The sequence below is a fragment of the Streptomyces sp. NPDC093111 genome, from assembly GCF_040683955.1.
In the GTDB taxonomy this organism is placed as follows: domain Bacteria; phylum Actinomycetota; class Actinomycetes; order Streptomycetales; family Streptomycetaceae; genus Streptomyces.
This window is the reverse complement of record NZ_JBFBNW010000001.1, coordinates 378,118-401,440: the sequence shown is the minus strand read 5'-3', so window position 1 is coordinate 401,440 and position 23,323 is coordinate 378,118. Positions and strand designations below refer to the sequence as shown.

Annotated in this window: 25 protein-coding genes; 14 read left to right on the top strand and 11 right to left on the bottom strand. The window is 73.0% G+C overall.

What is annotated here, in order from left to right; translation table 11 throughout:
* Positions 1-22: 22 nt before the first annotated feature.
* From AB0Q96_RS01865 to AB0Q96_RS01855, 3 genes are read left to right on the top strand one after another with little or no spacing between them, the layout of a single operon-like run.
* Positions 23-886, top strand: a complete 864-nt coding sequence (locus AB0Q96_RS01865; RefSeq protein ID WP_365321056.1) for a helix-turn-helix transcriptional regulator — start codon at positions 23-25, stop codon at positions 884-886.
* Positions 883-1,128: a DUF397 domain-containing protein gene (locus AB0Q96_RS01860; protein ID WP_365321055.1), complete on the top strand. Its 246-nt coding sequence runs from the start codon at positions 883-885 to the stop codon at positions 1,126-1,128. Before AB0Q96_RS01865 ends, AB0Q96_RS01860 begins: the two co-directional genes overlap by 4 nt.
* Positions 1,125-1,757, top strand: a complete 633-nt coding sequence (locus AB0Q96_RS01855) for an HAD-IA family hydrolase (protein WP_365321054.1) — start codon at positions 1,125-1,127, stop codon at positions 1,755-1,757. Before AB0Q96_RS01860 ends, AB0Q96_RS01855 begins: the two co-directional genes overlap by 4 nt.
* Here the strand turns inward: AB0Q96_RS01855 and AB0Q96_RS01850 are convergent.
* On the bottom strand, positions 1,747-2,109 hold the full coding sequence (locus AB0Q96_RS01850; protein ID WP_365321053.1) for a MerR family transcriptional regulator: 363 nt from the start codon (positions 2,107-2,109) through the stop codon (positions 1,747-1,749). The genes AB0Q96_RS01855 and AB0Q96_RS01850 overlap by 11 nt on opposite strands.
* Before the next feature lie 66 nt (positions 2,110-2,175).
* On the opposite strand from AB0Q96_RS01850, the gene AB0Q96_RS01845 reads away from it, so the two are divergent.
* Both AB0Q96_RS01845 and AB0Q96_RS01840 read left to right on the top strand, forming a co-directional pair.
* Positions 2,176-3,312, top strand: coding sequence for an alkene reductase (locus AB0Q96_RS01845; RefSeq protein ID WP_365321052.1), 1,137 nt, complete (start codon positions 2,176-2,178; stop codon positions 3,310-3,312).
* A gap of 124 nt (positions 3,313-3,436) precedes the next feature.
* Positions 3,437-4,483: an SGNH/GDSL hydrolase family protein gene (locus AB0Q96_RS01840; RefSeq protein ID WP_365321051.1), complete on the top strand. Its 1,047-nt coding sequence runs from the start codon at positions 3,437-3,439 to the stop codon at positions 4,481-4,483.
* A 3-nt stretch (positions 4,484-4,486) separates the two neighbouring features.
* On the opposite strand, the gene AB0Q96_RS01835 is transcribed toward AB0Q96_RS01840, so the two are convergent.
* Entirely contained in the window at positions 4,487-5,707 is a 1,221-nt protein-coding gene (locus AB0Q96_RS01835) for a glycosyltransferase (protein ID WP_365321050.1), read from the bottom strand.
* Between the two features lie 47 nt (positions 5,708-5,754).
* Positions 5,755-6,510 carry a MerR family transcriptional regulator gene (locus AB0Q96_RS01830; RefSeq protein ID WP_365321049.1) on the bottom strand — a complete coding sequence of 252 codons (756 nt, stop codon included), beginning with the start codon at positions 6,508-6,510 and terminating at the stop codon, positions 5,755-5,757.
* 203 nt (positions 6,511-6,713) lie between these two features.
* Between AB0Q96_RS01830 and AB0Q96_RS01825 the strand changes: the two genes are divergently transcribed.
* Complete coding sequence (locus AB0Q96_RS01825) at positions 6,714-7,595, top strand: AraC family transcriptional regulator (RefSeq protein ID WP_365321048.1); 882 nt, start codon at positions 6,714-6,716, stop codon at positions 7,593-7,595.
* Here the strand turns inward: AB0Q96_RS01825 and AB0Q96_RS01820 are convergent.
* Both AB0Q96_RS01820 and AB0Q96_RS01815 read right to left on the bottom strand, forming a co-directional pair.
* A complete protein-coding gene (locus AB0Q96_RS01820) occupies positions 7,573-7,974 on the bottom strand; it encodes a Zn-ribbon domain-containing OB-fold protein (protein ID WP_365321047.1) in 402 nt (133 codons plus the stop codon). The genes AB0Q96_RS01825 and AB0Q96_RS01820 overlap by 23 nt on opposite strands.
* Entirely contained in the window at positions 7,974-8,423 is a 450-nt protein-coding gene (locus tag AB0Q96_RS01815; protein ID WP_365321046.1) for a DoxX family membrane protein, read from the bottom strand. Before AB0Q96_RS01815 ends, AB0Q96_RS01820 begins: the two co-directional genes overlap by 1 nt.
* Before the next feature lie 156 nt (positions 8,424-8,579).
* On the opposite strand from AB0Q96_RS01815, the gene AB0Q96_RS01810 reads away from it, so the two are divergent.
* From AB0Q96_RS01810 to AB0Q96_RS01795, 4 genes are all read left to right on the top strand, one after another.
* The gene (locus AB0Q96_RS01810) at positions 8,580-9,791 is read left to right on the top strand and encodes an NAD(P)/FAD-dependent oxidoreductase (RefSeq protein ID WP_365321045.1); all 1,212 of its coding nucleotides are present in this window, start codon (positions 8,580-8,582) and stop codon (positions 9,789-9,791) included.
* A gap of 120 nt (positions 9,792-9,911) precedes the next feature.
* A complete protein-coding gene (locus AB0Q96_RS01805) occupies positions 9,912-12,146 on the top strand; it encodes an acetate--CoA ligase family protein (RefSeq protein WP_365321044.1) in 2,235 nt (744 codons plus the stop codon).
* 22 nt (positions 12,147-12,168) lie between these two features.
* Positions 12,169-12,957: an enoyl-CoA hydratase-related protein gene (locus AB0Q96_RS01800; protein WP_365321043.1), complete on the top strand. Its 789-nt coding sequence runs from the start codon at positions 12,169-12,171 to the stop codon at positions 12,955-12,957.
* 94 nt (positions 12,958-13,051) lie between these two features.
* On the top strand, positions 13,052-14,047 hold the full coding sequence (locus tag AB0Q96_RS01795; protein WP_365321042.1) for a YncE family protein: 996 nt from the start codon (positions 13,052-13,054) through the stop codon (positions 14,045-14,047).
* A 13-nt stretch (positions 14,048-14,060) separates the two neighbouring features.
* Here AB0Q96_RS01795 and AB0Q96_RS01790 read toward each other — a convergent pair whose 3' ends face one another.
* On the bottom strand, positions 14,061-14,444 hold the full coding sequence (locus tag AB0Q96_RS01790; protein ID WP_365321041.1) for a hypothetical protein: 384 nt from the start codon (positions 14,442-14,444) through the stop codon (positions 14,061-14,063).
* A 90-nt stretch (positions 14,445-14,534) separates the two neighbouring features.
* On the opposite strand from AB0Q96_RS01790, the gene AB0Q96_RS01785 reads away from it, so the two are divergent.
* Both AB0Q96_RS01785 and AB0Q96_RS01780 read left to right on the top strand, forming a co-directional pair.
* On the top strand, positions 14,535-14,981 hold the full coding sequence (locus AB0Q96_RS01785; RefSeq protein WP_365321040.1) for a MarR family transcriptional regulator: 447 nt from the start codon (positions 14,535-14,537) through the stop codon (positions 14,979-14,981).
* A gap of 64 nt (positions 14,982-15,045) precedes the next feature.
* Positions 15,046-15,630 (top strand): flavin reductase family protein, encoded by a 585-nt coding sequence (locus AB0Q96_RS01780; RefSeq protein ID WP_365321182.1) that lies wholly within the window; start codon positions 15,046-15,048, stop codon positions 15,628-15,630.
* On the opposite strand, the gene AB0Q96_RS01775 is transcribed toward AB0Q96_RS01780, so the two are convergent.
* Together AB0Q96_RS01775 and AB0Q96_RS01770 are read right to left on the bottom strand one after the other, a co-directional pair.
* Complete coding sequence (locus tag AB0Q96_RS01775) at positions 15,620-16,852, bottom strand: MFS transporter (RefSeq protein ID WP_365321181.1); 1,233 nt, start codon at positions 16,850-16,852, stop codon at positions 15,620-15,622. The genes AB0Q96_RS01780 and AB0Q96_RS01775 overlap by 11 nt on opposite strands.
* Positions 16,853-17,128: 276 nt before the next feature.
* Positions 17,129-18,421, bottom strand: a complete 1,293-nt coding sequence (locus AB0Q96_RS01770; RefSeq protein WP_365321039.1) for an MFS transporter — start codon at positions 18,419-18,421, stop codon at positions 17,129-17,131.
* Between the two features lie 58 nt (positions 18,422-18,479).
* On the opposite strand from AB0Q96_RS01770, the gene AB0Q96_RS01765 reads away from it, so the two are divergent.
* The gene (locus tag AB0Q96_RS01765; protein WP_365321038.1) at positions 18,480-19,466 is read left to right on the top strand and encodes a helix-turn-helix domain-containing protein; all 987 of its coding nucleotides are present in this window, start codon (positions 18,480-18,482) and stop codon (positions 19,464-19,466) included.
* A gap of 33 nt (positions 19,467-19,499) precedes the next feature.
* Here AB0Q96_RS01765 and AB0Q96_RS01760 read toward each other — a convergent pair whose 3' ends face one another.
* Both AB0Q96_RS01760 and AB0Q96_RS01755 read right to left on the bottom strand, forming a co-directional pair.
* The gene (locus AB0Q96_RS01760; RefSeq protein ID WP_365321037.1) at positions 19,500-20,549 is read right to left on the bottom strand and encodes a Zn-dependent alcohol dehydrogenase; all 1,050 of its coding nucleotides are present in this window, start codon (positions 20,547-20,549) and stop codon (positions 19,500-19,502) included.
* A complete protein-coding gene (locus AB0Q96_RS01755) occupies positions 20,546-21,478 on the bottom strand; it encodes an SDR family oxidoreductase (RefSeq protein WP_365321036.1) in 933 nt (310 codons plus the stop codon). Before AB0Q96_RS01755 ends, AB0Q96_RS01760 begins: the two co-directional genes overlap by 4 nt.
* A 100-nt stretch (positions 21,479-21,578) precedes the next feature.
* On the opposite strand from AB0Q96_RS01755, the gene AB0Q96_RS01750 reads away from it, so the two are divergent.
* Complete coding sequence (locus tag AB0Q96_RS01750) at positions 21,579-22,517, top strand: cyclase family protein (protein WP_365321035.1); 939 nt, start codon at positions 21,579-21,581, stop codon at positions 22,515-22,517.
* Between the two features lie 210 nt (positions 22,518-22,727).
* Here AB0Q96_RS01750 and AB0Q96_RS01745 read toward each other — a convergent pair whose 3' ends face one another.
* A complete protein-coding gene (locus AB0Q96_RS01745) occupies positions 22,728-23,162 on the bottom strand; it encodes an ATP-binding protein (RefSeq protein WP_365321034.1) in 435 nt (144 codons plus the stop codon).
* Positions 23,163-23,323: the final 161 nt, after the last annotated feature.

Genomic DNA, 23,323 nt, shown 5'->3' with positions numbered 1-23,323 from the left:
GCACGCCAAGAGGGCGGTACGGATGTCGGTGGAGAAGGAGGAGCGGCCGGAAAGGCCCTCCGAAGTAGACGGTACGGCGTACTTGTTCAAGGCGCTGGGGAAAATCATCAAGGTGCTCCGCAAGAACGCGGGCATGAGCCAGGCGGAGCTCGCGGAGGCGACGCACTGTAGTGAGGATCTGGTCTCGTCGGTGGAGCGGGGGGTACGGACGCCGCAGCCGGACTTCCTGATGCGGGCCGATCCGGTGCTGAGCGCGGACGGGATCCTGATCGCGGCGATCGATGACGTACGGGAGGCGCTGGCGCGGGCGCGGGTACGGCATCCGGATTGGTTCCAGGACTTCGCCAAGGCCGAGGCGGAGGCCGTCGCTCTGCACTACTACGAGGTGCAGGCGGTACCGGGCATCCTGCAGACACCGTCGTACTCGCGCTTCCTGTTCGAAAACCGGCGCCCCATGCTGGACGAGGAGACGATCGAGAAGCGCGTCGCGGACCGCATCTCTCGCCAGGCGATCCTGGACAAGTGGCCCATGCCGACGGTCAGCTTCGTCCTAGAAGCCGCCGTTCTTCTTCGCCCGTTCGGCGGTCCGGAGGTCCACCGCGAGCAGCTCCACCGCATCCTGGATGTGGCTCGACTCCGGACCGTGGAACTCCAGATCATGCCCCAGGACATCCCGGAACACCCCTACCTGGACGGGGCGTTCACTCTCCTCACCCCCAGGGGGCGGCGGGAGGTCGCGTACACCGAGATCTACGGTCATGCCAGACTGATCACCGACCCCGAACTCGTGCGCCAGTACGCCGAGCGCTATGGGATCATCCGGGCGCGGGCTCTCTCTCCTCGTGAGTCCCTGGACTGGATCGAAAAACTGCTGGGAGAACTATGAACACCACGGGTCTGGCCTGGTTCAAGAGCAGCTACAGCAGCTCCGAGGGCGGCAACTGCATCGAAGTCGCCTACGACTGGCGCAAGTCCAGCTACAGCAGTGCCGAAGGCGGCGAGTGCGTAGAGGTGGCCGCTCACCCCACCACGGTCCACGTCCGCGACTCCAAGAACCCCCACGGCCCCCAGCTCGCCGTCACCCCCGCCTCCTGGGCCGCGTTCGTGGTCGTAGCATCGGGCGCGTGACCAGCAAGGACTTCGTTCTCTTCGACGTGGACGGCACCCTCATGGACGCCGTCGCCAACCAGCGGCGCGTCTGGCACGCATGGGCCGCGCGGTACGGGCTCGACGGGGACGAGGTGTACGCGGTGGCGCTGCGGACGCGGCCGGTGGAGACGTTCGCGGCGGTGGCGCCGGGGGCGGACCCGGACGCGTGCCTGGCGCTGCTGCACGCGCTGGAGGACGAGGACGTGCGGTCGGGGACGTACGCGGCGTTCGACGGGGCCGCCGGACTGCTGGGCGCGCTGCCGGAGGGCCGGTGGGGTCTGGTGACGTCGAACTACGCGCACCGGGTGCGCGGGCGGTTCGGGCGGACCGGGCTGCCGGTGCCGGAGCTGCTGGTGGACGCGGCCTCGGTGAGCGAGGGCAAGCCGTCGCCCGTGCCGTATCTGCGGGCCGCCGAGCTGCTGGGCGCGGACCCGGCCGAGTGTCTGGTGATCGAGGACGCCCCGTCGGGCGTGCGGTCGGGGCGGGCGGCCGGGATGACGGTCTGGACCGTCAACACCGCGACGCCCGCCGAGGGTTCGCAGCGGCATTTCGCGACGCTCGCCGAGGCGGCGCCGGAGATCCTGGCGCGGGCGGGCGTCAGACCCTGACGGTCGCCGCGTCGATGACCTCGTCCAGGACGTCACGGGAGCGGACGAGGTCGAGGATCATGCGGTCGATGCGGTCGCGCTCGACGATCAGCTCGTCGACGAGTCCGGCGGTGGTGTGCTCGGTCGGGCCGCCGTCGATGTCCCGCATGCAGGGCAAGAGCATCGCGATCTTCTTGCTGCCGAGCCCGGCCGCGTACAGCGCCTGGATGCGGATGACGCGGTCGACGGCCCAGTCCCCGTAGGCGCGGTGGCCGCCGGGGGTGCGCTCGGAGCGCAGCAGGCCCTGCTCCTCGTAGTAGCGCAGGGAGCGCTCGCTCACCCCGGCCCGCCGCGCGAGCTCACCGATCCTCATCTGCCGCCCCCGTACGCCTCGTTCACGCTTGAATCTGACATTGATGTCAGGATCTACGGTACCGGCATGACGCAGAACACGAGCGGATCCCGCCTCTTCGAAGCCACCCGCCTCGGCCCCCTCCCCCTCGCCAACCGGCTGGTCATGGCGCCGCTGACGCGGAACCGCGCGGCTGCCGACGGGGTCCCGACGCCGCTGATGGCCACGTACTACGCGCAGCGCGCCACGGCCGGTCTGATCATCGCGGAGGCGACGACGCCGAGCGCCGTCGGCCAGACGTACGCGAACATCCCTGCTCTGTACACGGACGCCCATGTGGCGGGGTGGCGGCGGGTGACGGACGGCGTGCGGGACGCGGGCGGGCGGATGTTCGTGCAGCTCCAGCACGGCGGGCGGGTCGGGCACCCCGACACGGGCGGGGCGGTGCCGGTCGCGCCGTCGGCGGTGGCGCTGCCGGAGCACATCCACACCGCCGACGGGCCGCGGCCTTCCGTCGTGCCGCGCGAGCTGACCGTGGAGGAGATCCGGGCGACCGTGGCGGACTTCGCCGCCGCCGCTCGGCGGGCCGTCGACGCGGGCTTCGAGGGGGTGGAGGTGCACGCGGCCAACGGCTACCTGCTGCACCAGTTCCTGGCGAAGAACACGAACCTGCGGACCGACGAGTACGGCGGCACGGTCGAGAACCGGATCCGTTTCGTGGTCGAGGTCGTGACGGCGGTCGCGGAGGCGATCGGCCCGGAGCGGGTCGGTGTGCGAATCTCCCCCGGGGTCGGCGTCAACGGCATCGAGGAGGGCGACACCGAGGAGCTGTACCCGGCGCTCGTCGCCGCGCTGGCGGAGCGGGAACCCGCCTATCTGCACGTGGTGTTCGCCGACCCGGAGCAGCCGCTGTTCCAGGAGATCCGGAAGCTCTGGCCGGGCGCGCTGATCGCCAACCCGGCGCTCGGCTGGGGCGGCCCGCTGCCGGCCGACGGCGGCCGGGCGGCGGGCGAGCGGCTGCTGGCCGCCGGGGCGGACCTGATCTCCCTCGGGCGCTCCTTCCTCGCCAACCCGGACCTGGTGGGCCGGATGCGCGCGGGGGCTCCGCTGAACGCCGTACGGGAGCAATACCTGATGTACACGGGCGGGGCCGCCGGATACACGGACTACCCGACGCTGGACGGGGACGCGGAGGCGAAAAGTGCGACCAGTGTGACCATTTAGCTCGTTCGTGGAAGAGGGTCTCAATCCGGGGCAAGGCGGGCGAACAGCCTGGATGATCTTGGCCGAGGTGCCCCGCCCGGTGTCGCCCTCGGCCCCGGGCGTCTTCCACGATCCCGGAGGATCCATGCGACACCCTGTCTCCCGCCTGCGCGCCCGCGCCCTGGCCGTCGGCCTCGCGCTGACGGCGTCCGCCCTCGCACCGGCCGCCTCGGCCGGTGCAGCGGCCGACCCGTACGAGTGGGCCGCGCTGGGCGACTCGTACACGGCCGGCATCTTCGTCGGGCAGCCGCAGCCCCCGCTCGGCAGCGCGTCGCGGGACGGCTGCGACCGCACCAGCGACGCCTACCCCGACCTCGTCCGGAGGGAGCTCGACGCGTTCCCGCCCGGCAGGTCCGTCCACCTGACCAACTTCAGCTGCGGCAACGCCGTCATCAAGGACATCGCCCAGACGCGGCAGAAGCCGATCAGCCCGGTCCAGGCCCCCGCCGACGGGTGGCCGGAGGTGGACACGCAGATCAAGCGGGCCGGCCTCAACGAGGGCACCGACGTCGTCACGATCGGCATCGGCGGCAACAGCCTGCCCTTCGGCGGCATGCTGATGCGGTGCCTCACCGACGGCGCCCTCAACAGGACCTGCCGCGAGCACTACATCAATCCTCCCGAGGGGGAGGAGAGCATCGAGGACAAGCTGGCCCGGGTCCAGGACGAGTACATCGAGATGCTGGCCCACGTGCACGAGGCCGCGCCCAACGCCAAGGTGATCACGGTCGGTTACCCGGCGGTCCTGCCGGAGCAGGCGAGCTCCTGCAACCGGCTCCTCTACACCGAGCTCGGCCCGGTCAACCACGGCGACATCGACTGGCTCCGTGACGACGTCCTCAAGAAGCTGAACACCGTGATCCAGAACGTCACGGGCTTCTTCGGCGACCGCTACGTCGACGTCTACTCCTCCAGCGTCGGCCACGACGCCTGCCAGCCCGCCGGCACCAAGTGGGTCGAAGGCGTCTGCGGCGACGCCCCCGACTACTGGCCCGCCAAGGTCCAGGGCACGCCGCTGAACTGCGCCCTCTACAACAAGCGCGCCACCCTGGTGCACCCGAACGCGGCGGGACACGAGAACGCCGCCCGGCACGTCGAGCGCGCCATCCGCATCTCCCTCCTCGAAGGCTGACGCTCAGCCACGGCACCCGGGGACGGTGCGGAGATGGGCGAGCAGCCCCGCCACGCCGTCCTCGGCGCCGATCCCGGCCGCGAGTTCCGCCGCACGCCGCTTGTGGGACGGTTCGGTCACGGCGGTCGTGATCGCGTCGGCGAGGCGGGCGGCGGTGAGCTCCGCGAACGGGACCGGGCGGGGTGCGACGCCGAGCTCGTACAGCAGGTCCGCCCAGAACGGCTGGTCGGCCATGACGGGGACGGGGACGGCGGGCACCCCGGCCCGCAGCCCGGCGCCGGTGGTCCCGGCGCCCGCGTGGTGGACGACGGCCGCGGTGCGGGGGAACAGCCAGTCGTGCGGGACGTCGCCGATGGGCAGGACGTCCGGACCGAAGCCGCCCAGCCCGGCCCAGCCCGCCTGCACCACCGCGCGGACGCCCGCCTTCCGCACCGCCTCCGCCACCAGGCCGCCGAGCCGCTCCCCCTCGCCGGGCAGCATGCTGCCGAAGCCGAGGAAGACCGGGGGCGGGCCGGCCGCGAGGAAGTCCGCCAGCTCCGCCGGGGGACGCCAGCCGACGGGGCGGGCGGGCCACCAGTAGCCCGACACCTCGACGCCGGACGGCCAGTCGTCGGGGCGGGGCAGGACCAGTGGGCTGTAGCCGTGGAACACCGGCCGGAGCTCGCCGCTCCCCGCCGTCCGCTCCGGCAGCCCGAACCGGGTCCGCAGCCGCCGTACCGCCCCCGCGAAGACCCCCTCCGCGCGCCGCAGCACGTCCTGGCCGGCCGCCAGGCGGGCTGCCGGGCCGCCGTCCCCCGTATCGCGGGCGTTGGGGAGCGGGAAGCGGGCGGTGGCGAACGACGGGGTGAGGTAGGTTCCGACGACGGGGATGCCGTGCGCCTCACCGGCCGCCATGGCGAGCGCCGCCGGGCCGAAGGCGGTGAGCAGCAGGTCCGGGTCCCCGCCCTCGACGGCCGCCGCGACACCGTCGGCGAGACCGTCCGCGTACGCCCTGGTCAGAGCCTGGACCTCGTCCCGCGAGGCGGCCCGGGACCAGTCCCGGATCAGCTGCTCCGGGTCGCCCGGCATGGGCCGGAAGCCGAGCCCGCAGCCGCCGATCAGCCCCTCGAAGGAGGCGTGCGCGAGGACGGCGACCTGGTGGCCGGCGTCCTGGAGGCGGCGGCCGAGGCCGGTGAAGGGGGCGACGTCGCCCCGGGATCCGGCGGTGGTGATGACGATGCGCATGGCGGCGATTGTGCCCGCGCGGCCGGGCCGCCGCCTCCGCTTTCCGGTCAGCTCAGGCGCGTGTCCGCGTACACGCCCATCGCGTCGCGCTGGTACGCGGCGAGGCCGGCCGCGATCCGGTCGAAGTTCTCGCGGAACCTCGGGTCCTCCACGTACATGAGGGCCATGCCCTTGTACGCCTCCGCCGTCGGCTTCCAGAAACGGCTGACGTTCCGGTAGTGGGCGTCGACCTCGGCCTGGACGGCGGGGTCGTCGACGGGGGTGCCGGCGGCCATGAACTCGGCGAAACGGATCATCTGGGCGGTGACCTCGCGCTGCCAGCGCTCGATGTCCGCCTCGGTCATGCCCGCCGACGCCTGCCGGGACTCCTCGTACGCCTCGGGCCAGCGCTCCTGGACCTCGGCGTCCATCTCGGGGTCGGGCTCGAAGCCCTCGAAGAGGTTCTCGGGCCGGTTGATCTGCGCCATGGGGGCGTCCTCCTCCAGTTCGGTGATGGTGCGGGCGACCGTCCGGGCGAGGGTGCCGAGACGGGCGCGTTCCGCGAGCAGCCGTTCGTGGTGCTCGCGCAGGACGGCCACCCGGTCGACCTGACGGTCCAGGACCGCGCGGATCTCCTTCAGGCCCAGGCCGAGCTCCCGCATGAGCAGGATCTGCTGCAGGCGCAGCAGGTCGTCCCGCTCGTAGTGGCGGTGCCCGTTGGACCCGGTCCACGCGGCGGGCAGCAGGCCGATCTCGTCGTAGTGGCGCAGGGTCCGGGAGGTCACTCCCGACATCCGGGCCACGTCCGCGATCGACCAGGCCATGGTGGTGTCCTTCCGCCGCCGGGGCCGGCGTCTCCGGCCCCCACACCACGACCGTAGGAGTTGACGCTGCGGCAAGCGCAAGCGTGCCCGCCCGGCGCGGCCGGGGGCGGTGCCCGCCCGACCTTTCCGGGCACCGTTTGTCGGGTCCGGGGACACTGGTCCTTCCTACGGTGGAGACGTCAAGAAGGAAGGACACCCCCACGGTGCTGGACCGGCTGAACCAGGCGCTCGACCACATCGAGACGCGGCTCGACCGCGAGCTCGACGTCGCCGAGGCGGCCCGGATCGCGATGACGTCGGAGTACCACTTCCGGCGCCTGTTCTCGGCGCTCGCCGGGCTGCCGCTCTCCGTGTACGTACGGCGCCGGCGCATGACGCTGGCCGGGGCCGAGGTGCTGGACGGGGAGCGGACGCTGCTCGACGTCGCGGTGCGGTACGGCTACGGCTCGGGGGAGGCGTTCGCCCGGGCGTTCCGCTCGGTGCACGGCATCGGGCCGGGCGAGGCCCGGCGCACCGGGGCGACGCTGACCGCGCAGCCGCGGATGTCCTTCCGGGTCGTCGTCGAAGGGAGTAGCACCATGAGGTATCGGATCGTGGAGAAGGAAGCGTTCCGGGTGGTCGGCAAGAAGGCCCGGATCCCGCTCGTCCACGAGGGGGTCAACGCGGCCGCCGCGGCACACGTGGCGAGCCTGGACCAGCAGGCGATCACCCGGATGAAGGAGCTGGCCTCCGGGGAGCCCGAAGGGGTCCTGTCGGCGGCGGTCCACCTGTCCGACAGCCGGGAGGAGGGCACCGAACTGGACTACTGGATCGGCGTGGCGGCCGGCCCCGAGGCGACCGCCGAGGAGCTCGACACGCTCGACGTGCCGGCCGGCACCTGGGCGGTCTTCGACGACCACGGGCCCTACCCGAGCGCCCTCCAGGAACTGTGGCGGGACGTCTTCACCCAGTGGTTCCCGTCCAACCCGTACGCGAGCCGCCCGGGCCCGGAGCTGCTGCGCACGATGCCGGTGGAGATCGGCACGCCGACGGACTCCCAGCTGTGGATCCCGGTGGAGCGGATCAGCCGGCCCGTCGGGGTCTGAACACCGGGACCCGGACCTCGCCCTCCGGGCGGAAGGTGACCTCCAGGGGCATGTCGACGCGCAGGTCGGCCTCCTCGCAGTCGACGAGCTCCGTCATCATGCGGGGGCCCTCCGCCAGGTCGACGACCGCGGCCACGTACGGGACGCGGTCGCCGAAGGGCGGGAGGTCGTTGCGGTGGACGACGGACCAGGTGTAGAGGGTGGCGTGGCCCGGGGACGGGCGCCATTCGACGGACTCGCTCCAGCAGTGCGGGCAGAACTCGCGCGGGTAGTGGTGGGCGCGGTCGCAGGCGGTGCAGTGGCGCAGCAGGAGGCGGCCCTCGGCCGCGGCGTCCCAGTAGGCGCGGGTGAAGGCGTCGACATCCGGGGTGGCCGTCATCAGAAGAGTCCGATCGCGTGGTCGAGGGACCAGGTCTGCCAGGACATGGCGAGGAGGGCGACCAGGGAGATCAGCGCCATCATCGCGTTCTGCCCCTGCTCGGCCCAGTCGTGGATCATCAGGGTGAGGTAGAGGAGGTTGAGGAGCAGGCCCCCGATCAGGGCGACCGGGGTGAGGAGGCCGGTGACCAGGCCGAGGCCCAGGGCGAGTTCGGCGTAGACGACCACGTACGCCATGAGCTTGGGGTGCGGGGCGACGACGGCGTCGAAGCCCTTCTTCACGGGCGGCCACTTGTGCTTGCCCGCCACGTCCGCCGCCCACGCGATGCCGGTGCCGCGCTCGAACCAGCCCTTCTTGTCCTTGTGCCGCCAGCTCTCCAGCCACCACAGGCCGAGGCCGATGCGGAGGACGGCGAGCCATTCGGCGCCCGTGAGCCAGATCGTCTGCATGTGCCCGCCGCCCTTCGGGAAATGAAATCTGACAGGGCGTCAGTTCAGCGGATCGGCTCGGGTCTCCGCAAGACCTCTGCACGCGTGATCGATTCGCAACCGAACCCCCTCTTGACCGAGACCCATCGCGTGTACGCGTCATTACGCTCAGCGTTCATGACCACCCCCCCTCGCCACCCCGTCTACGTCATCGGCGGCGGACCCGGCGGACTCGCCGTCGCCGCCGCCCTGCGCGAGCAGGGCGTACGGGCCGTCGTCCTGGAGAAGGCGGACGCCGTCGGCGCCTCCTGGCGCGGCCACTACGACCGGCTGCGGCTGCACACCACCCGCCGGCTCTCCGCCCTGCCCGGTCTGAAGATCCCGCGCTCCTTCGGGCGCTGGGTGGCCCGCGCGGACGTGGTGCGCTACCTGGAGAAGTACGCCGAGGTGCACGACCTGGAGATCGTGACCGGGGTCGAGGTCGACCGGGTGGAGCGGCAGGACGGGGAGTGGGTGCTGCACGCCACCGGCGGGCGGCGACTGGTCGGCTCCGCCGTGGTCGTCGCCACCGGCTTCAACCACACGCCCCGCGTCCCGGACTGGCCCGGCCTCGGCACGTACCGCCGCGAGAGGGAACTCCTCCACGCGAGCGCCTACCGCAACCCCGCGCCGTACGAGGGCCGGGACGTCCTCGTCGTCGGCGTCGGCAACACCGGCGCCGAGATCGCGGCGGACCTCGCCGAGGGCGGCGCCGCCCGGGTCCGGCTCGCGGTGCGCACCGCCCCGTACATCGTCCGGCGCTCCACGGCCGGCTGGCCCAGCCAGCGCAACGGCATCCTCGTGCGGCGCCTCCCGGTGGGCCTGGTGGACCGGGCCACGGGGCTGCTCGGGCGGTTCATGACCGCCGACCTCTCCGCGTACGGGATACCCCGGCCCGAGGGCGGGCTCTACTCCCGGGTGCGCCAGGGCGCGATCCCGGTCCAGGACGTGGGGCTCGTCGCCGCCGTCAGGGCGGGGAAGGTGGAGCCGGTCGCGGCCGTGGACTCCTTCGACGGCGCCGAGGTCGTGCTCGCCGACGGCTCGCGGATCACCCCGGACGCGGTGATCGCCGCCACCGGGTACGAGCGGGCCCTGGAGCCGCTGCTCGGACACCTCGGCGTGCTCGACGGGCGGGGGCGGCCGGTGACCACGGGGGCGAGGTGCCCGGAGGGGGCGCCGGGGCTCTACTTCACCGGGTTCACGAATCCGATCAGCGGGATGTTCCGGGAGATGGCGCTCGACGCGGAGCGGATCGCCCGGCGGATCGCCAGGACCCGGGCGCGGGGCGCCCGGACGGAGCGGGCGGGGCGGAAGGAGCGGGGCGCGCGGGCGGGGCGAGCGACCGGTTAGGCGCTCCCTTCACGGGATCCGCCCACGAGAGGTCGCTGCACGGCCATTCCTGACTCCCCGTCAGTTCTGTAATCTGACTATGCGTCAGGGAAGAGGTAACGGACGGGCGGAGCTACCACGATGCTTGGATCGACTCACGGCACCTTCACCACGGACCTCCGCGCACGCGTCGTCGCCTGCGGCGAGCAGCCCACCCGGGTCGCGGTGCACGGCGTCACCGCCGTCGAGGGCGACAGGGACGTCAGCGGGCGGCCCCTGCACGCGCCCGTGCCCGAGCTCGACCGGTTCTTCCGGCCCGAGGTGGTCGCCGTCGTCGGGGCCTCCGACGCCGAGGGGCGGCCCAACACCGGGATCACCCGCCAGCTCCTCGACTGGGCCGGCCGCGTCGGCGCCCGGCTGGTGCCGGTGCACCCGACCCGCACCTCCGTCTTCGGCATCGACTGCGTGCCCTCGGTCGCCGAGCTCGGCACCCTCGGCGTCCCCGTCGACCTCGCCGTCCTCCTGGTCGCCGACCCGCTGCCGGTCATCGAGCAACTGGCCGAGGCCAAGGTGCGGTTCGCCGTCGCCTTCGCCTCCGGCTTCGCCGAGACCGGCGAGGCGGGCGCCGCCGCGCAGGAACGCCTCGCCGCCGCCGTCGGCCGCTCCGGACTGCGGCTGCTCGGCCCCAACACCAACCTCAACGCCTTCGAGCGCTTCCGCGAGGACCTGGACGGACCCGCCGTCGCGCTCATCACCCAGTCAGGACACCAGGGCCGGCCCGTCTTCACCATGCAGGAACTGGGCGTCCGGCTCTCCCACTGGGCGCCCACCGGCAACGAGGCCGACCTGGAGACCGCCGACTTCCTCTCGTACTTCGCGCACCGGCCCGAGGTCGGCGCCATCGCCTGTTACGTGGAGGGGCTCAAGGACGGGCGCTCCTTCCTGCTCGCCGCCGACCAGGCCGCCCGGCGCGGGGTGCCGGTCGTCGCCGTCAAGGTCGGCCGCACCGAGGCCGGGGCCAGGATGGCCGCCTCGCACACCGGCAAGCTGACCGGCGCGGACCAGGTCGTCGACGCGGCCATGCGCCAGTTCGGCGTGATCCGGGTCGACGGGCTCGACCAGCTCCAGGACACCGCCGCGCTGCTCGCCCGCGCCCGCAAGCCGGTCGCGGACGGCGTCGTCGTCTACTCGATCTCCGGCGGCACCGGCGCCCACTTCTCCGACCTGGCGACGGCCGCCGGACTCGGCCTGCCGACCCTGTCCGAGGCGAAGCAGGACGAGCTGCACCAGTGGATCCCGGAGTACCTGAGCGTCGCCAACCCCATCGACAACGGCGGACACCCGGTGGGCGACTGGCGCGGCCGGAAGATCATCGACGCGATCCTCGCCGACCCCGAGGTCGGGGTGCTGATCTGTCCCATCACCGGGCCGTTCCCGCCGATGAGCGACAAGCTGGCGCAGGACCTCGTGGACGCGGCCGAACAGACCGACAAGCTGGTGTGCGTGGTGTGGGGGTCGCCCGTCGGCACCGAGGACGCCTACCGCACGACCCTGCTCGGCTCCTCGCGGGTCGCCACCTTCCGCACCTTCGGCAACTGCATCGGCGCCGTGAAGGCGTACCTCGACCACCACCGCTTCACCACCGGCTACCGCTCCCCCTTCGACGAGGCCCCGCGCACCCCGTCCCCCTCCTTCCGCAAGGCGCAGGCCCTCATGCGGCCCGGCCACCGGCTGAGCGAGCACGCGGCGAAGCAGCTGCTGCGGGCGTACGGGATCCGGGTGCCGCGCGAGCAGCTGGTGACCAGCGCGGCGGCGGCCGTCCGGGCGGCCGGCCTGGTCGGCTACCCGGTCGTCATGAAGGCCTCCGGCCCGCAGCTCGCCCACAAGACGGAGCTGGGCCTGGTGAAGGTCGGACTGACCTCGGCCAGCCAGATCCGCGACACGTACCGCGAACTCACCGACATCGCCCGCTTCGAGGGCATCGAACTGGACGGCGTCCTGGTCTGCCAGATGGTGCCGCGCGGGGTGGAGATGGTGGTGGGCGTGACCCGCGACCCGCTCTTCGGGCCGACCGTCACGGTCGGGCTCGGCGGCGTCCTGGTGGAGGTCCTCAACGACGCGGCGGTACGGGTGCCCCCGTTCGGCGAGCGGGAGGCCCGGGACATGCTCGGCGAACTGCGCGGGCGGGCCCTGCTCGACGGGGTACGGGGGGCACCGCCGGCCGACGTGGACGCGCTGGTGGAGGTGGTGCTGCGGGTGCAGCGGATGGCCCTCGAACTCGACGGCGACCTGGCCGAGTTGGACATCAACCCGTTGATGGTGCTGCCGCGGGGGCAAGGGGCCGTGGCCCTGGACGCACTCGCGGTGTGCCGCTAGCCGCCCTCCGGAGGGGGAAACCATGTCGGACGTCCTGCACGCCGTCGAGAACGGCGTCTCGTGGATCACGCTCAACCGCCCCGAGGCCATGAACGCGGTCACCTGGGACCAACGGGAACGGATCATCGCGCTCCTCGCGGACGCCTCCGCCGACCCGGAGGTCCGGGCGGTGGTGATCACCGCCACCGGCCGCGGCTTCTGCGCGGGCGCCGACCTGCGCGGCGGACCGTCCGCCGCCGGGGAGCGAGTCCAGGGCGACGTGGCGCGCCTGATCCGCGGAGGCGCCCAGCGCTTCATCGCGGCCGTCATGGACTGCGAGAAGCCGGTGATCGCGGCGGTCAACGGAACCGCCGCCGGGATCGGCGCCCACCTGGCCTTCGCCTGCGACCTCGTCCTGGCCGCCGAACCGGCGAAGTTCGTGGAGGTGTTCGCCCGGCGCGGCATCGTGCCCGACGGGGGCGGGGCGTACCTGCTGACCCGCCTGATCGGCCCGCAGCGCGCGAAGGAGCTGATGTTCTTCGGCGACGCCGTCCCGGCGGCCGAGGCGCGGGCGATGGGCCTGGTCAACCGGGTGGTCCCGGCGGAGGACCTGGAGAAGACGGCCCGGGAATGGGCCGAACGCCTGGCCCAGGGCCCGACCCGCGCCCTCGCCCTCACCAAGCGCCTGGTGAACGCGTCGGTGGACGCCGACCGGTCGACCGCCTTCGCGGCGGAGGCGGACGCCCAGGAGCTCTGCATGACCACGCGGGACGCCCAGGAGGGGGTGGCGGCCTTCGTGGAACGCCGGACGCCGACGTACGAGGGGCGGTGAGGCCGGGGGCGGTGAGGCCGGGGGCGGATTCCTAACTGCGGTTGCGGGCACGGCAGAAGGCGTCATCCTGGAAGAGGGGCCAGGAGACTCCGTCATGAGCATCCTCACTTTCCGTGTCGTCCGTTTCGCGCTGGCCGCGCTGCTCGCTCTGGCGGGTGCGCTGGTGGCACCGGCGACGGCGGCACCGGACACGGCGCCCGCTCCCCCCACCACCGTCCAGGTCGGCGAATCCCCGGACGGCATCGCGCTGGCGCCGGACGGCCGGCACGTCTATGTCGTGGTCACCGAAACGGGCCGGCTCGCGGTGATCGACACGAGCACCAGGACGGTGGTCGGCGGCTTCGGCGTCAGCAAGGACGCCGGCGACGTGGCGATCACCCCCGACGGACGCCACGCCTACGTCACCGACGACACGACGTTCTCCGTCAACGGAGCCGTGAACGTCTACAGCACGTCGACCGGGAAGAGGACCGACACCATCGGCGTCGGCGAGGTCCCGGTCAGCATCGCGATCACCCCCGACGGCCGGCACGCCTACGTCGCCGACACGTGGTCGGGCTCGGTGGCCGTGATCGACACGGTGACCGGCACGCGCACGGACGAGATCAAGCTCGGCCGCAACCCCGTCGACCTGGCGATCTCGCCGGACGGCCGGCGCGTCTACGTCGCCGGCTTCGGGGATCCCGGCTCCGTGTCGGTCATCGACACGGCCACCGGCAAGGTCGTCGGCCGGTACGACATCGACAACCTCCCCACCGGGCTCGCGGTGACACCGGACGGCCGGCACCTCTACGTCACGGACCGGTTCGGCACGGTGCAGGTCGTCGACGCCACGACCGGCAAGGTGATCGGCAGTCCCATCGCCGTGGGCGAGGGGCCGGCGGCCGTCGTCGTGAGCGCCGACGGGCGGCGTGCCTACGTCGTCAACCAGCTGTCGAACGGCGTGTCCGTGATCGACACCGGTACGAACGCCGTGGTCGACACCGTCCCCACCGGCCCCGGCCCGAGCAGCATCGTGCTGACGCGCGACGGCCACCACGCCTTCGTCACGCTCTATTACAGCGACTCCGTCCAGGTGCTCGACTTCTGAGCCCGACCGGGGTCTACGCGACCGCGCCCGCCACGCCCGTACGCCCGTCCGGGACGCCCGCGATCGTGACGATCACCTGTCCGCGCACGCCCTCGCCGAGCACACCGGCGAGGGCGTCGGTCGTGGCGGCGACGAGGCGGGCGGGGGCGTCGGGGACCTCCGCGAGGTGGTAGGCGGCCTCGCGCATGCTGAGGGTGACGTGCGGTCCGTGCGCGTCGCTGGGAACGCCGCCGACGCCTCGGCGGTGCTGCGGGACGCCGATCAGGTCGACGCCGACTAGGCGGGCGAAACCGGCGCCGAAGACGGAGCCGACGGCGTCGGTGAGGGCGCGGATCAGGGGGGCCTCGACGGTGCCGTCGAGGGTCTCCTCGCGGATGTGCACGGTGAAGTGGGGCATGGCGGACCAACCTCCGTACGATGCAGGGGGTTTAGCTTTGCCAGTAAAACACCTTTGCATTCAAAGGTAAATGAGGGAGACCGCCGCCGCATGCCCGAGAACGCCGACGACACCGTCCGCGAGCTGCTGCTGCTCATGCCCCGCCTGGTCGGCCGGGCCAAGCGGATCCCCGTACCCGAGCCGCTGCGCTCCCTCGACCTGGCCCCGCGCCACCTCTCCCTGCTCGCCCTGCTCCTCTTCGACGGGGCGATGTCCGTCAACGAGCTCGCCGCCCGGCTGGAGGTCGCGCCGACCACGGTCAGCCTGCTCGTGGGCGACCTGAGCCGGAAGGGCGTCCTGGAGCGGCGCGAGGACGAGCGGGACCGGCGCCGCCGGATCGTCCGGATCACCGACGCCCACACCCCGGCCATCACCGCCTGGCTGGCCCCGGGCGCCACGGCCTGGCGCGCTGCCCTCGCCCCGCTGACCGCGGAGCAGCGGCGCCTCTTCGTGGACACCCTGCTCGCCTACGAGGCGGCGGTGGGCGAGGCCGACTGAGCCACGGGGCTTCTCATCTGACGCCCCGTCAGCTTCAATGGGCGGCGTGATGGGACACGCTGGGATGGCGGCCACCGCCGTCCGATACCTCAGGTCGGCCGGTGCGCCCACGGCCGTGGAACCCCTGCCCCGCCCCGTGCTGCGCGCCGTACGGGACGACGAACGCCTTCCGGTCGACCCCGCCGAGTTCCGGCGCGTGCTCGGGCACTTCGCGAGCGGGGTCACGATCGTGACGGCCCTGGACGCGGAAGGGCCGACGGGCTTCGCCTGCCAGTCCTTCGCGTCGCTCTCGCTCGACCCGCCGCTGATCGCCTTCATGGTCGCCCGCACCTCGACGACCTGGCCCCGGATCGCCCGCGCCGGCACCTTCTGCGTCAACATCCTCGGCGCCGACCAGGGCGGGCTGTGCCGCTCCTTCGCGGTGAGCGGCGCCGACAAGTTCGCCGGCGTCCCCTGGACCCCCGCCCCGGCCACCGGCTCCCCGCGCCTCCCGGACGCCCCGGCCTGGCTCGACTGCGCGATCACCACCGTGCACACCGGCGGCGACCACCTGATCGTGGTCGGCCGCGTCGAGTCCCTCGGCGCCACGGACGGCACGGCCGACCCGCTGCTGTTCCACCGCGGGCGGTTCGGGCGGTTCAGCTCGTAGCCGCCAGGGGCCGGCGCCGGATCACCAGGGCCATCAGGGCCGCCGCCGCGCACAGGGCGCCGGAGGCGTACCAGACGATGTCGTAGGAGCCGAAGACGTCGCGGGCGACCCCGCCGGCGAAGGCGACGACGGCGGCGCCGACCTGGTGGGAGGCGAGGACCCAGCCGAAGACGATGGCGCTGTCCTCGCCGTAGTGCTCGCGGCACAGGGCGATGGTCGGCGGGACCGTGGCGACCCAGTCGAGGCCGTAGAAGACGATGAAGAAGAGCATCGGCGGGTGCACGGCCGGGGCCAGCAGCATCGGCAGGAACAGCAGGGAGACGCCGCGCAGGGCGTAGTAGACGGCGAGGAGGCGGCGGGCCTCGAAGCGGTCGGTGAACCAGCCCGAGGCGACCGTGCCGACCACGTCGAAGACGCCGATCACGGCGAGCAGTCCGGCCGCCGCGGTCACCGGCATGCCGTGGTCGTGGGCGGCGGGCACGAAGTGGGTCTTCACCAGGCCGTTGGTGGAGGCGCCGCAGATCGCGAAGGTGCCGGCCAGGAGCCAGAAGGGGCCCGTGCGGGCCGCCTTGAACAGGACGGTGAGCGCCCGGCGGGCCGCGCCGGTGACCGGGGCGGGCTTGGCCGCGTACTCCCCGCCGTACGGGGCGAGGCCCACGTCCGCCGGGTGGTCGCGCAGCAGCAGCCAGACGAAGGGCACCACCACGAGCGCGGCCAGCGCGACCGTGACGGCGGCGGGGCGCCAGCCGTGGTGCTCGACCAGCCAGGACAGCAGCGGCAGGAAGACCAGCTGGCCCGAGGCGCCGGCCGCGGTCAGGATGCCGGTGACCAGGCCGCGGCGCGCGACGAACCAGCGGTTGGTGACCGTCGCGGCGAACGCCAGCGCCATGGAGCCGCTGCCGAGGCCGACGAGGACGCCCCAGAACAGGACCAGCTGCCAGGCAGCCGTCATCCACACGGTGAGGACGGAGCCGGCCGCGATGACCGTCAGGGCGACCGCGACGACCTTCCGGATGCCGAAGCGGTCCATCAACGCCGCCGCGAACGGCGCCGTCAGGCCGTACAGCGCGAGGTTCACGGAGACCGCGAAGCCGATCGTGCCGCGCGACCACCGGAACTCGCCGTGCAGCGGCTCGACGAGCAGGCCCGGCAGCGAGGCGAAGGCCGCCGCCCCGATGATCGTGACGAAGGTGACGGCCGCGACGAACCAGGCGCGGTGCACGCGGGGGGTGGGGCGAGGGCGGGCGGGGGGCTCGGGGGACGAGGGGGACTCGGGGGACTCGGGGGACGGTGCGGTCGCGGCTGTGTCGGTTGACTGGGTCACGTCATACAGGATCCGGCCGACGGATCCTCGCCACCATTGGCCCGGAGGACGCGTTTCCAACAGATCGGGCCACACCGCCGGGCCGCCGCCTCGGGCCACGTCCACGGGCCGCCGCCTCGGGCCACGCCCACGGGCCACACCCGCCGGGCCACACCCCCGACCCCCTTCCCCCTCCTACAGCCTCGGCAGCGTCCTGATCGGGCGCACCACCAGCAGCGCCGTCACCACCAGCACCGCGATCCCCGCCCCGGCCAGCAGCACCCGCTCCGTGCCGACCACCGCGGCCACCGGGCCCGACAGGGTCCGGCCGACGCCCATCATCAGCAGGGATCCGGCCACGTCGTACGCGTGCATCCGGTTCAGCGCGTCCTGCGGGACGTGCGTCTGGACCGCCGTCGACCACATCACCAGCCAGAAGGCGAAGGCCGCGCCGCCGACGAACTGGCCGGCGTACAGGAGCGGCACGGCCGCGTCGGTGCCGAGCAGCAGCAGGTTCACCGGGAGACCGAGCAGCGCGACCGCGCCCGCGGCCAGCGGGCGGACCGGGCGGAGCCGCAGCGCGAGCAGGCCGCCGACGGCGCTGCCCGCGCCGTTGACGGCCATCAGCACGCCGTACGTCGCCGAGCCGTGCTGCCCGGTCACCAGGCTCGCGGTGAGCGGCACCATCGGGCCCGCGACGGTCAGCCCGTACACCGTCCAGATCGCGATGACCCCCCACAGCCAGCTGCGGGACCGGAACTCGCGCCAGCCGAGCGCGAGTTCGGCGCCCATCGAGCCGCGCGCGATCCCGTCGGAGGGGACCGGCGCGATCCGCAGCAGGGTGAAGCAGACGGCGCTGACCGCGAAGGCGGCGCCGTTGACGGCGAAGGCCGCGCCGGCGTTCCACAGGGCGACGAGCAGACCGGCGGCGGCCGGGCCCGCCATGGTCATCAGCGCCTCGACGACCCGGAGCACCGCGTTCGCCCGCTGCACGTCGGGCGCGATGCGCGGGATCGTGGACGCGACGCCCGGCTGGAACAGGGCGGCGCCGATGCCGCTGACCGCCGACAGCGCGTACACGGCCCACAGCGGCGGGCTGCCGAGCGCGAAGGTGACCCCGAGCAGCACGGCGCCGGGCAGCCGCAGCAGGTCGGCGAGGATCATCATGCGCCGCGCGGTGAAACGGTCGGCGAGGACGCCCCCGAAGAGCACGAAGACGGCGAAGGACGCGGTCCACAGACCGAGCGCGTAGCCGACGGTGGAGCCGGAGTGACCTGCGCCGATGAGTCCGGCGGCGAAGGCGACCGGGACCATCCCCTCGCCGAACACGGCGACCGCGCGGGCGACGAAGAAGAGCCGGAAGTTACGGTTCCAGAGAGCGGGCGGCCCGGTGGGGGCGGGGAGGGCCTCGGCGGGTGCGGGCGGCTCGACGGGAGCGGGAATCCGCCCGTCGGCCTCAGACTTGTACGTGTTGTCCGTCACGAGCACACAGACGTATCAGTGGAGTGGTCTGGACCACCACTGTATTTCGGAGGTCGAGCCGACTGTGAACAGCACGCGTCCGCACCGGGTCGCCGTCCTCGCGCTGCCCGGACTGCTCCCCTTCGAACTGGGCATCCCGCACCGGATCTTCGGCCGCGCCAAGGACCCCGAGGGACGGCCGCTGTACGAGATCGTCACCTGCGCGACGGCCGCCGGGCCGGTGCGGACCGACGCCGACTTCTCGGTGCACGTCGAGCACGGCCCCGAGATCCTCGCCACCGCCGACACGGTCGTCGTCCCCGCCTCGTACGAGCTCGGCCCCGTCCACGACGAGGGCCGCCTGACCCCCGAGCTCGCGGCGGCGCTCGCGCACGTCCGGCCCGGCACCCGGCTGGTCGCCATCTGCACCGGCGGGTACGTGCTGGCCGCCGCCGGCTACCTCGACGGGCGCCCGGCCACCACCCACTGGGCCTCCGCCGAGCACTTCCAGCGCCGCTTCCCCCGGGTGCGGGTCGACGCGGACGTCCTCTTCGTGGACGACGGCGACGTGCTGACCTCGGCCGGGGTCGCCGCCGGGATCGACCTGTGCCTGCACATCGTGCGCCGCGACCACGGCACCGGCGTCGCCAACGACGTGGCCCGGCGCACGGTCGTGCCCCCGCACCGGGACGGCGGGCAGGCCCAGTACATCGCGCGGCCGGTGCCGGAGACCGGGACCTCGACCACGACCGCGGCCCGCGCCTGGGCCCTCGCCCACCTCCACGAGCCGATCCAGCTGCGGGACCTGGCGGTCCGGGAGTCGATGAGCGTGCGCACCTTCACCCGCCGCTTCCGCGAGGAGGTCGGCGTCAGCCCGGGCCAGTGGCTGACCCAGCAACGCGTCGAACGCGCCCGTCACCTCCTGGAGTCCACCGGCCTCCCGGTCGACCAGATCGCCCACGACTCCGGCTTCGGCACCGCCCAGTCCCTGCGGGTGCACCTCCAGACGGCCATCGGCGTGACCCCCACGGCCTACCGGCGCACCTTCCGGGCGGCGGGGGCCGTGGGCTGACCGCGCGGGACGGCCGGGAGGCGGGCCCGCCGGTCAGAAGGTCAGCACCCCCCGCGCCACCTTCCCCTGCTCCGCGTCCTCCACCGCCCGTGCGAACTCCTCCACCGGGTACGTCGCCGTGACCAGCTCGTCGAGGAGGAGGCGGCCGGAGAGGTAGAGGTCGGCGTAGAGGGCGATGTCCTTCTGGGGGCGGGAGGAGCCGTAGCGGCAGCCCAGGATCGACTTGTCCAGGAACATCGCGGCCGGCAGGAAGCTCGCCTCGGCCTTCGGGGCGGTCATGCCGAGCAGGACGGCCTGGCCGTGCCGGTCGAGCAGGTCGATCGCGGTGCGCACCAGGCCGGTGTGGCCCACGCACTCGAAGACGTGGTCCGCGCCGGTGGGCAGGATCTCCCGCACCGCGTCCGTCGAGGTGAGGAAGTGGGTGGCGCCGAAGTCGCGGGCCACCGGTTCCTTCGCCGGGTTGGTGTCGACGGCGACGATCGTGGTGGCGCCCGCGATCCGGGCGCCCTGGAGGACGTTGAGGCCGATGCCGCCGGTGCCGATGACGACGACGGTCTCGCCGCGGTCGACCCTGGCCCGGTTGAGGACGGCGCCGACGCCGGTGAGGACGCCGCAGCCCATGAGGGCGGCGGAGGTCAGCGGGATCCCGGTGGGGATCTTCACGGCCTGGACGGCCTTGACGACGGTCTTCTCCGCGAAGGAGGAGTTCGACGCGAACTGGAACAGCGGCTGCCCGTCGCGGGAGAACGGCTGCCCCGGCATCCCGATGGCCTTGCGGCACATCGTCGGACGCCCCCGGTCGCACTCGGCGCAGGCCCCGCAGTTGGCGAGGGTGGACAGGGCCACGTGGTCGCCCGGCACGACGTGGGTGACGCCGGCGCCGACGGCCTCGACGATCCCGGCGCCCTCGTGGCCGAGGACGACGGGCACGGGGAAGGGGATCGTGCCGTCGACGACCGAGAGGTCGCTGTGGCACAGCCCGGCCGCCGCGATGCCGACCAGCACCTCGCCGGGCCCGGGGTCGCGCACCTCCAGGTCGTCGACGACCCGGACCTGCTTCCCGTCGAAGACGACCCCCCTCATGATCCGTTCTCCTTACGGGAGTTGGGGCGGTCCTTGGCCGCGGCGGCGCGCGCCATCTCCTCCAGCTGCTGAAGCATCGGCATCGGGTCGGTGCCGACGGTGCCCGGGAGGAAGTCGGCGATCCGCTCCGGGGTCCAGGCGCCGCCCTCCGCGTAGCCGGCGCGCAGCTCGCGGGGCTGGGCCCAGACGGCGATCTTGGGGCCGGCGATCGTGTAGACCTGGCCGGTGATCTTCTCGGCCCTGGCCCGCTCGGAGAGCAGGTAGACGACGAGCGCGGCCACGTCCTCCGGCTCGCCGATCTCCTTGAGCTCCATCGGCACGTTGGCCGACATCCGGGTGCGGGCGACCGGCGCGACCGCGTTGGCCGTGACGCCGTACTTGTGGAGGCCGAGCGCCGCCGAGCGGACCAGGGAGATGATGCCGCCCTTGGCCGCCGAGTAGTTGGCCTGCGCGACGGAGCCCTGGTGGTTGCCGCTGGTGAAGCCGATGAGGGTGCCGCCGCCCTGGCGGCGCATGACCGCGGAGGCGGCCCGGAAGACGGTGAAGGTGCCCTTGAGGTGGGTGGCGACGACGGGGTCCCACTCCTCCTCGGACATGTTGAAGAGCATCCGCTCGCGCAGGATGCCGGCCACGCACACGACGCCGTCGAGGTGCCCGTACTCGGCGAGCGCCACGTCGACGATCCGCTGCCCGCCCGCCATGGTCGAGATGTCGTCGGCGACGGCGACGGCCGCGCCGCCGGCCGCCTCGATCTCCTTGACGACGGACTCGGCGACCTCGCTGGTCGGCTCGCCGCCCTCGATGGAGACCCCGTAGTCGTTGACGACCACCTTCGCGCCCTCCGCCGCGCAGGCGAGGGCGACCGCGCGGCCGATCCCCCGCCCCGCGCCCGTCACGGCGACGACCTTCCCTGCCAAGAAGTTCCCCACGCCCGGCCCCTTCCCGCGGTTTCTGACGACCCGTTAGATTCTGTCGTCGTCAGGATTCTACGGCCCGTCAGATACCGGAAAACAAGACCCCGGAGGCCCGATGTCTTCGCCCAGCGCTCTTCCGCCCGAATTCCACGAGATCGCCAAGCGCGTCAACAACTGGGGCCGTTGGGGCCGGGACGACGAGATCGGCACCCTCAACCTGATCACCGACGAGGTGGTCCGCGAGGCCGCCGCCACCGTCCGCACCGGCCGCCGCGTGCCGCTGGCCGTCGCCCTCGAACAGGACGGCGTGCAGACCGGCATGATCCCCGGCCGGGTCAACCCGCTGCACGTCATGGTCCAGATCAACCAGGAGCTCTTCGGCCCCGGCACGGTCGCCACCAGCGACGACGCCGTGACCCTCGGCCTGCAGGCCGGCACCCACTGGGACGCGCTCACCCATGTCTCGCACTCGGGGCGGATCTACAACGGGCGGCCCGCGGACTCCATCACCCCGCACGGGCGCTCGCAGTTCAGCGGCATCCACACCGCCCGGCACCTGGTGAGCCGCGGGGTGCTGCTCGACGTGGCCGCCGCGAAGGGCGTGGACCGGCTGCCGGGCGACCACGCGGTCACGCCGGAGGACCTCGACGAGGCGGCGGAGTTCGGCGGGGTCACCGTACGCGCGGGCGACATCGTGCTCGTACGGACCGGGCAGATCCAGGCGTATCTGGCCGGGGACCGGCACGGGTACGCGTTCCCGTCACCGGGCCTGTCGGTGCGGACGCCCGAGTGGTTCCACGCGCGGGACGTGGCGGCGGTCGCCAACGACACGCTCACCTTCGAGATCTTCCCGCCGGAGATCGAGAACCTGTGGCTGCCCGTGCACGCCCTCGACCTGGTCGAGATGGGCATGCTCCAGGGGCAGAACTGGAATCTGGAGGAACTGTCCACAGCCTGTGCACAGGAGCGGCGGTACGCGTTCCTGCTCTCGGCGATGCCCGAGCCCTTCGTGGGCGGCACCGGCACGCCCGTGGCACCGGTCGCCGTGCTCTGAACCGGGGCCACTGAACCGGGGCCGCCGGACCGGGCGCGGCGACCCGGGCCCGCGCGGGACGGCGGGGTGGCGGCGCACTCGCGCGCGCCCCGAGCACGGCACGAACGCCGCCACCCGTCACGACCCGCGCCGGTCGAGGGGCATGACGCCCCTCGACTCCCCTCGCCGTACGAATCGCTCACCCAAGAGTGATCAATTCGCCACGAACCGTCAACAGTGCACCCGGGCGGGTGAGCCCTGCGCGACGGGACCCACGGCCGGAGCCCGGTCCACCTCGCACCAGATGCTCTTGCCCGCGCCCTCGCGCTGCCAGCCCCACCGGTCGGCGAGCCCGTCGACCAGCTCCAGGCCCCGCCCGTTGGTGTCCTCGCCCTCCGCGTGCCGGGGCTTCGGCGGGCGTTCGCTCGTGTCGGCGACCTCGACCCGCACCCCGCCCCTGCCGAACAGCATCCGCAGGACGGCCGGGCAGCCCGTGTGGACCACCGCGTTGGTGACGAGTTCGGAGATGAGCAGCACCAGCGTGTCCGCCAGCGGCTCGTCGTCCCCTATCCCCGACCCCGCCAGCCGCGACCGGGCCCACCGCCGGGCGCGTCCCACCTCGGCCGGATCGGCTCCGACCTCCAACTGAACCTGAAGCACCTGCACCGTTCACACCATCCGAACCGGCGTCCTCGACGACCTAACGGAACGTGATTCCCTTGTGGGACAGCATGGTTGACGTACAGTCACCGCAACAAGCGCTTCGGGCATATTCCAGCGCGAAGGAGTACGCATGGTCCATACTGTGCGACGCACGCCGCAGGGAG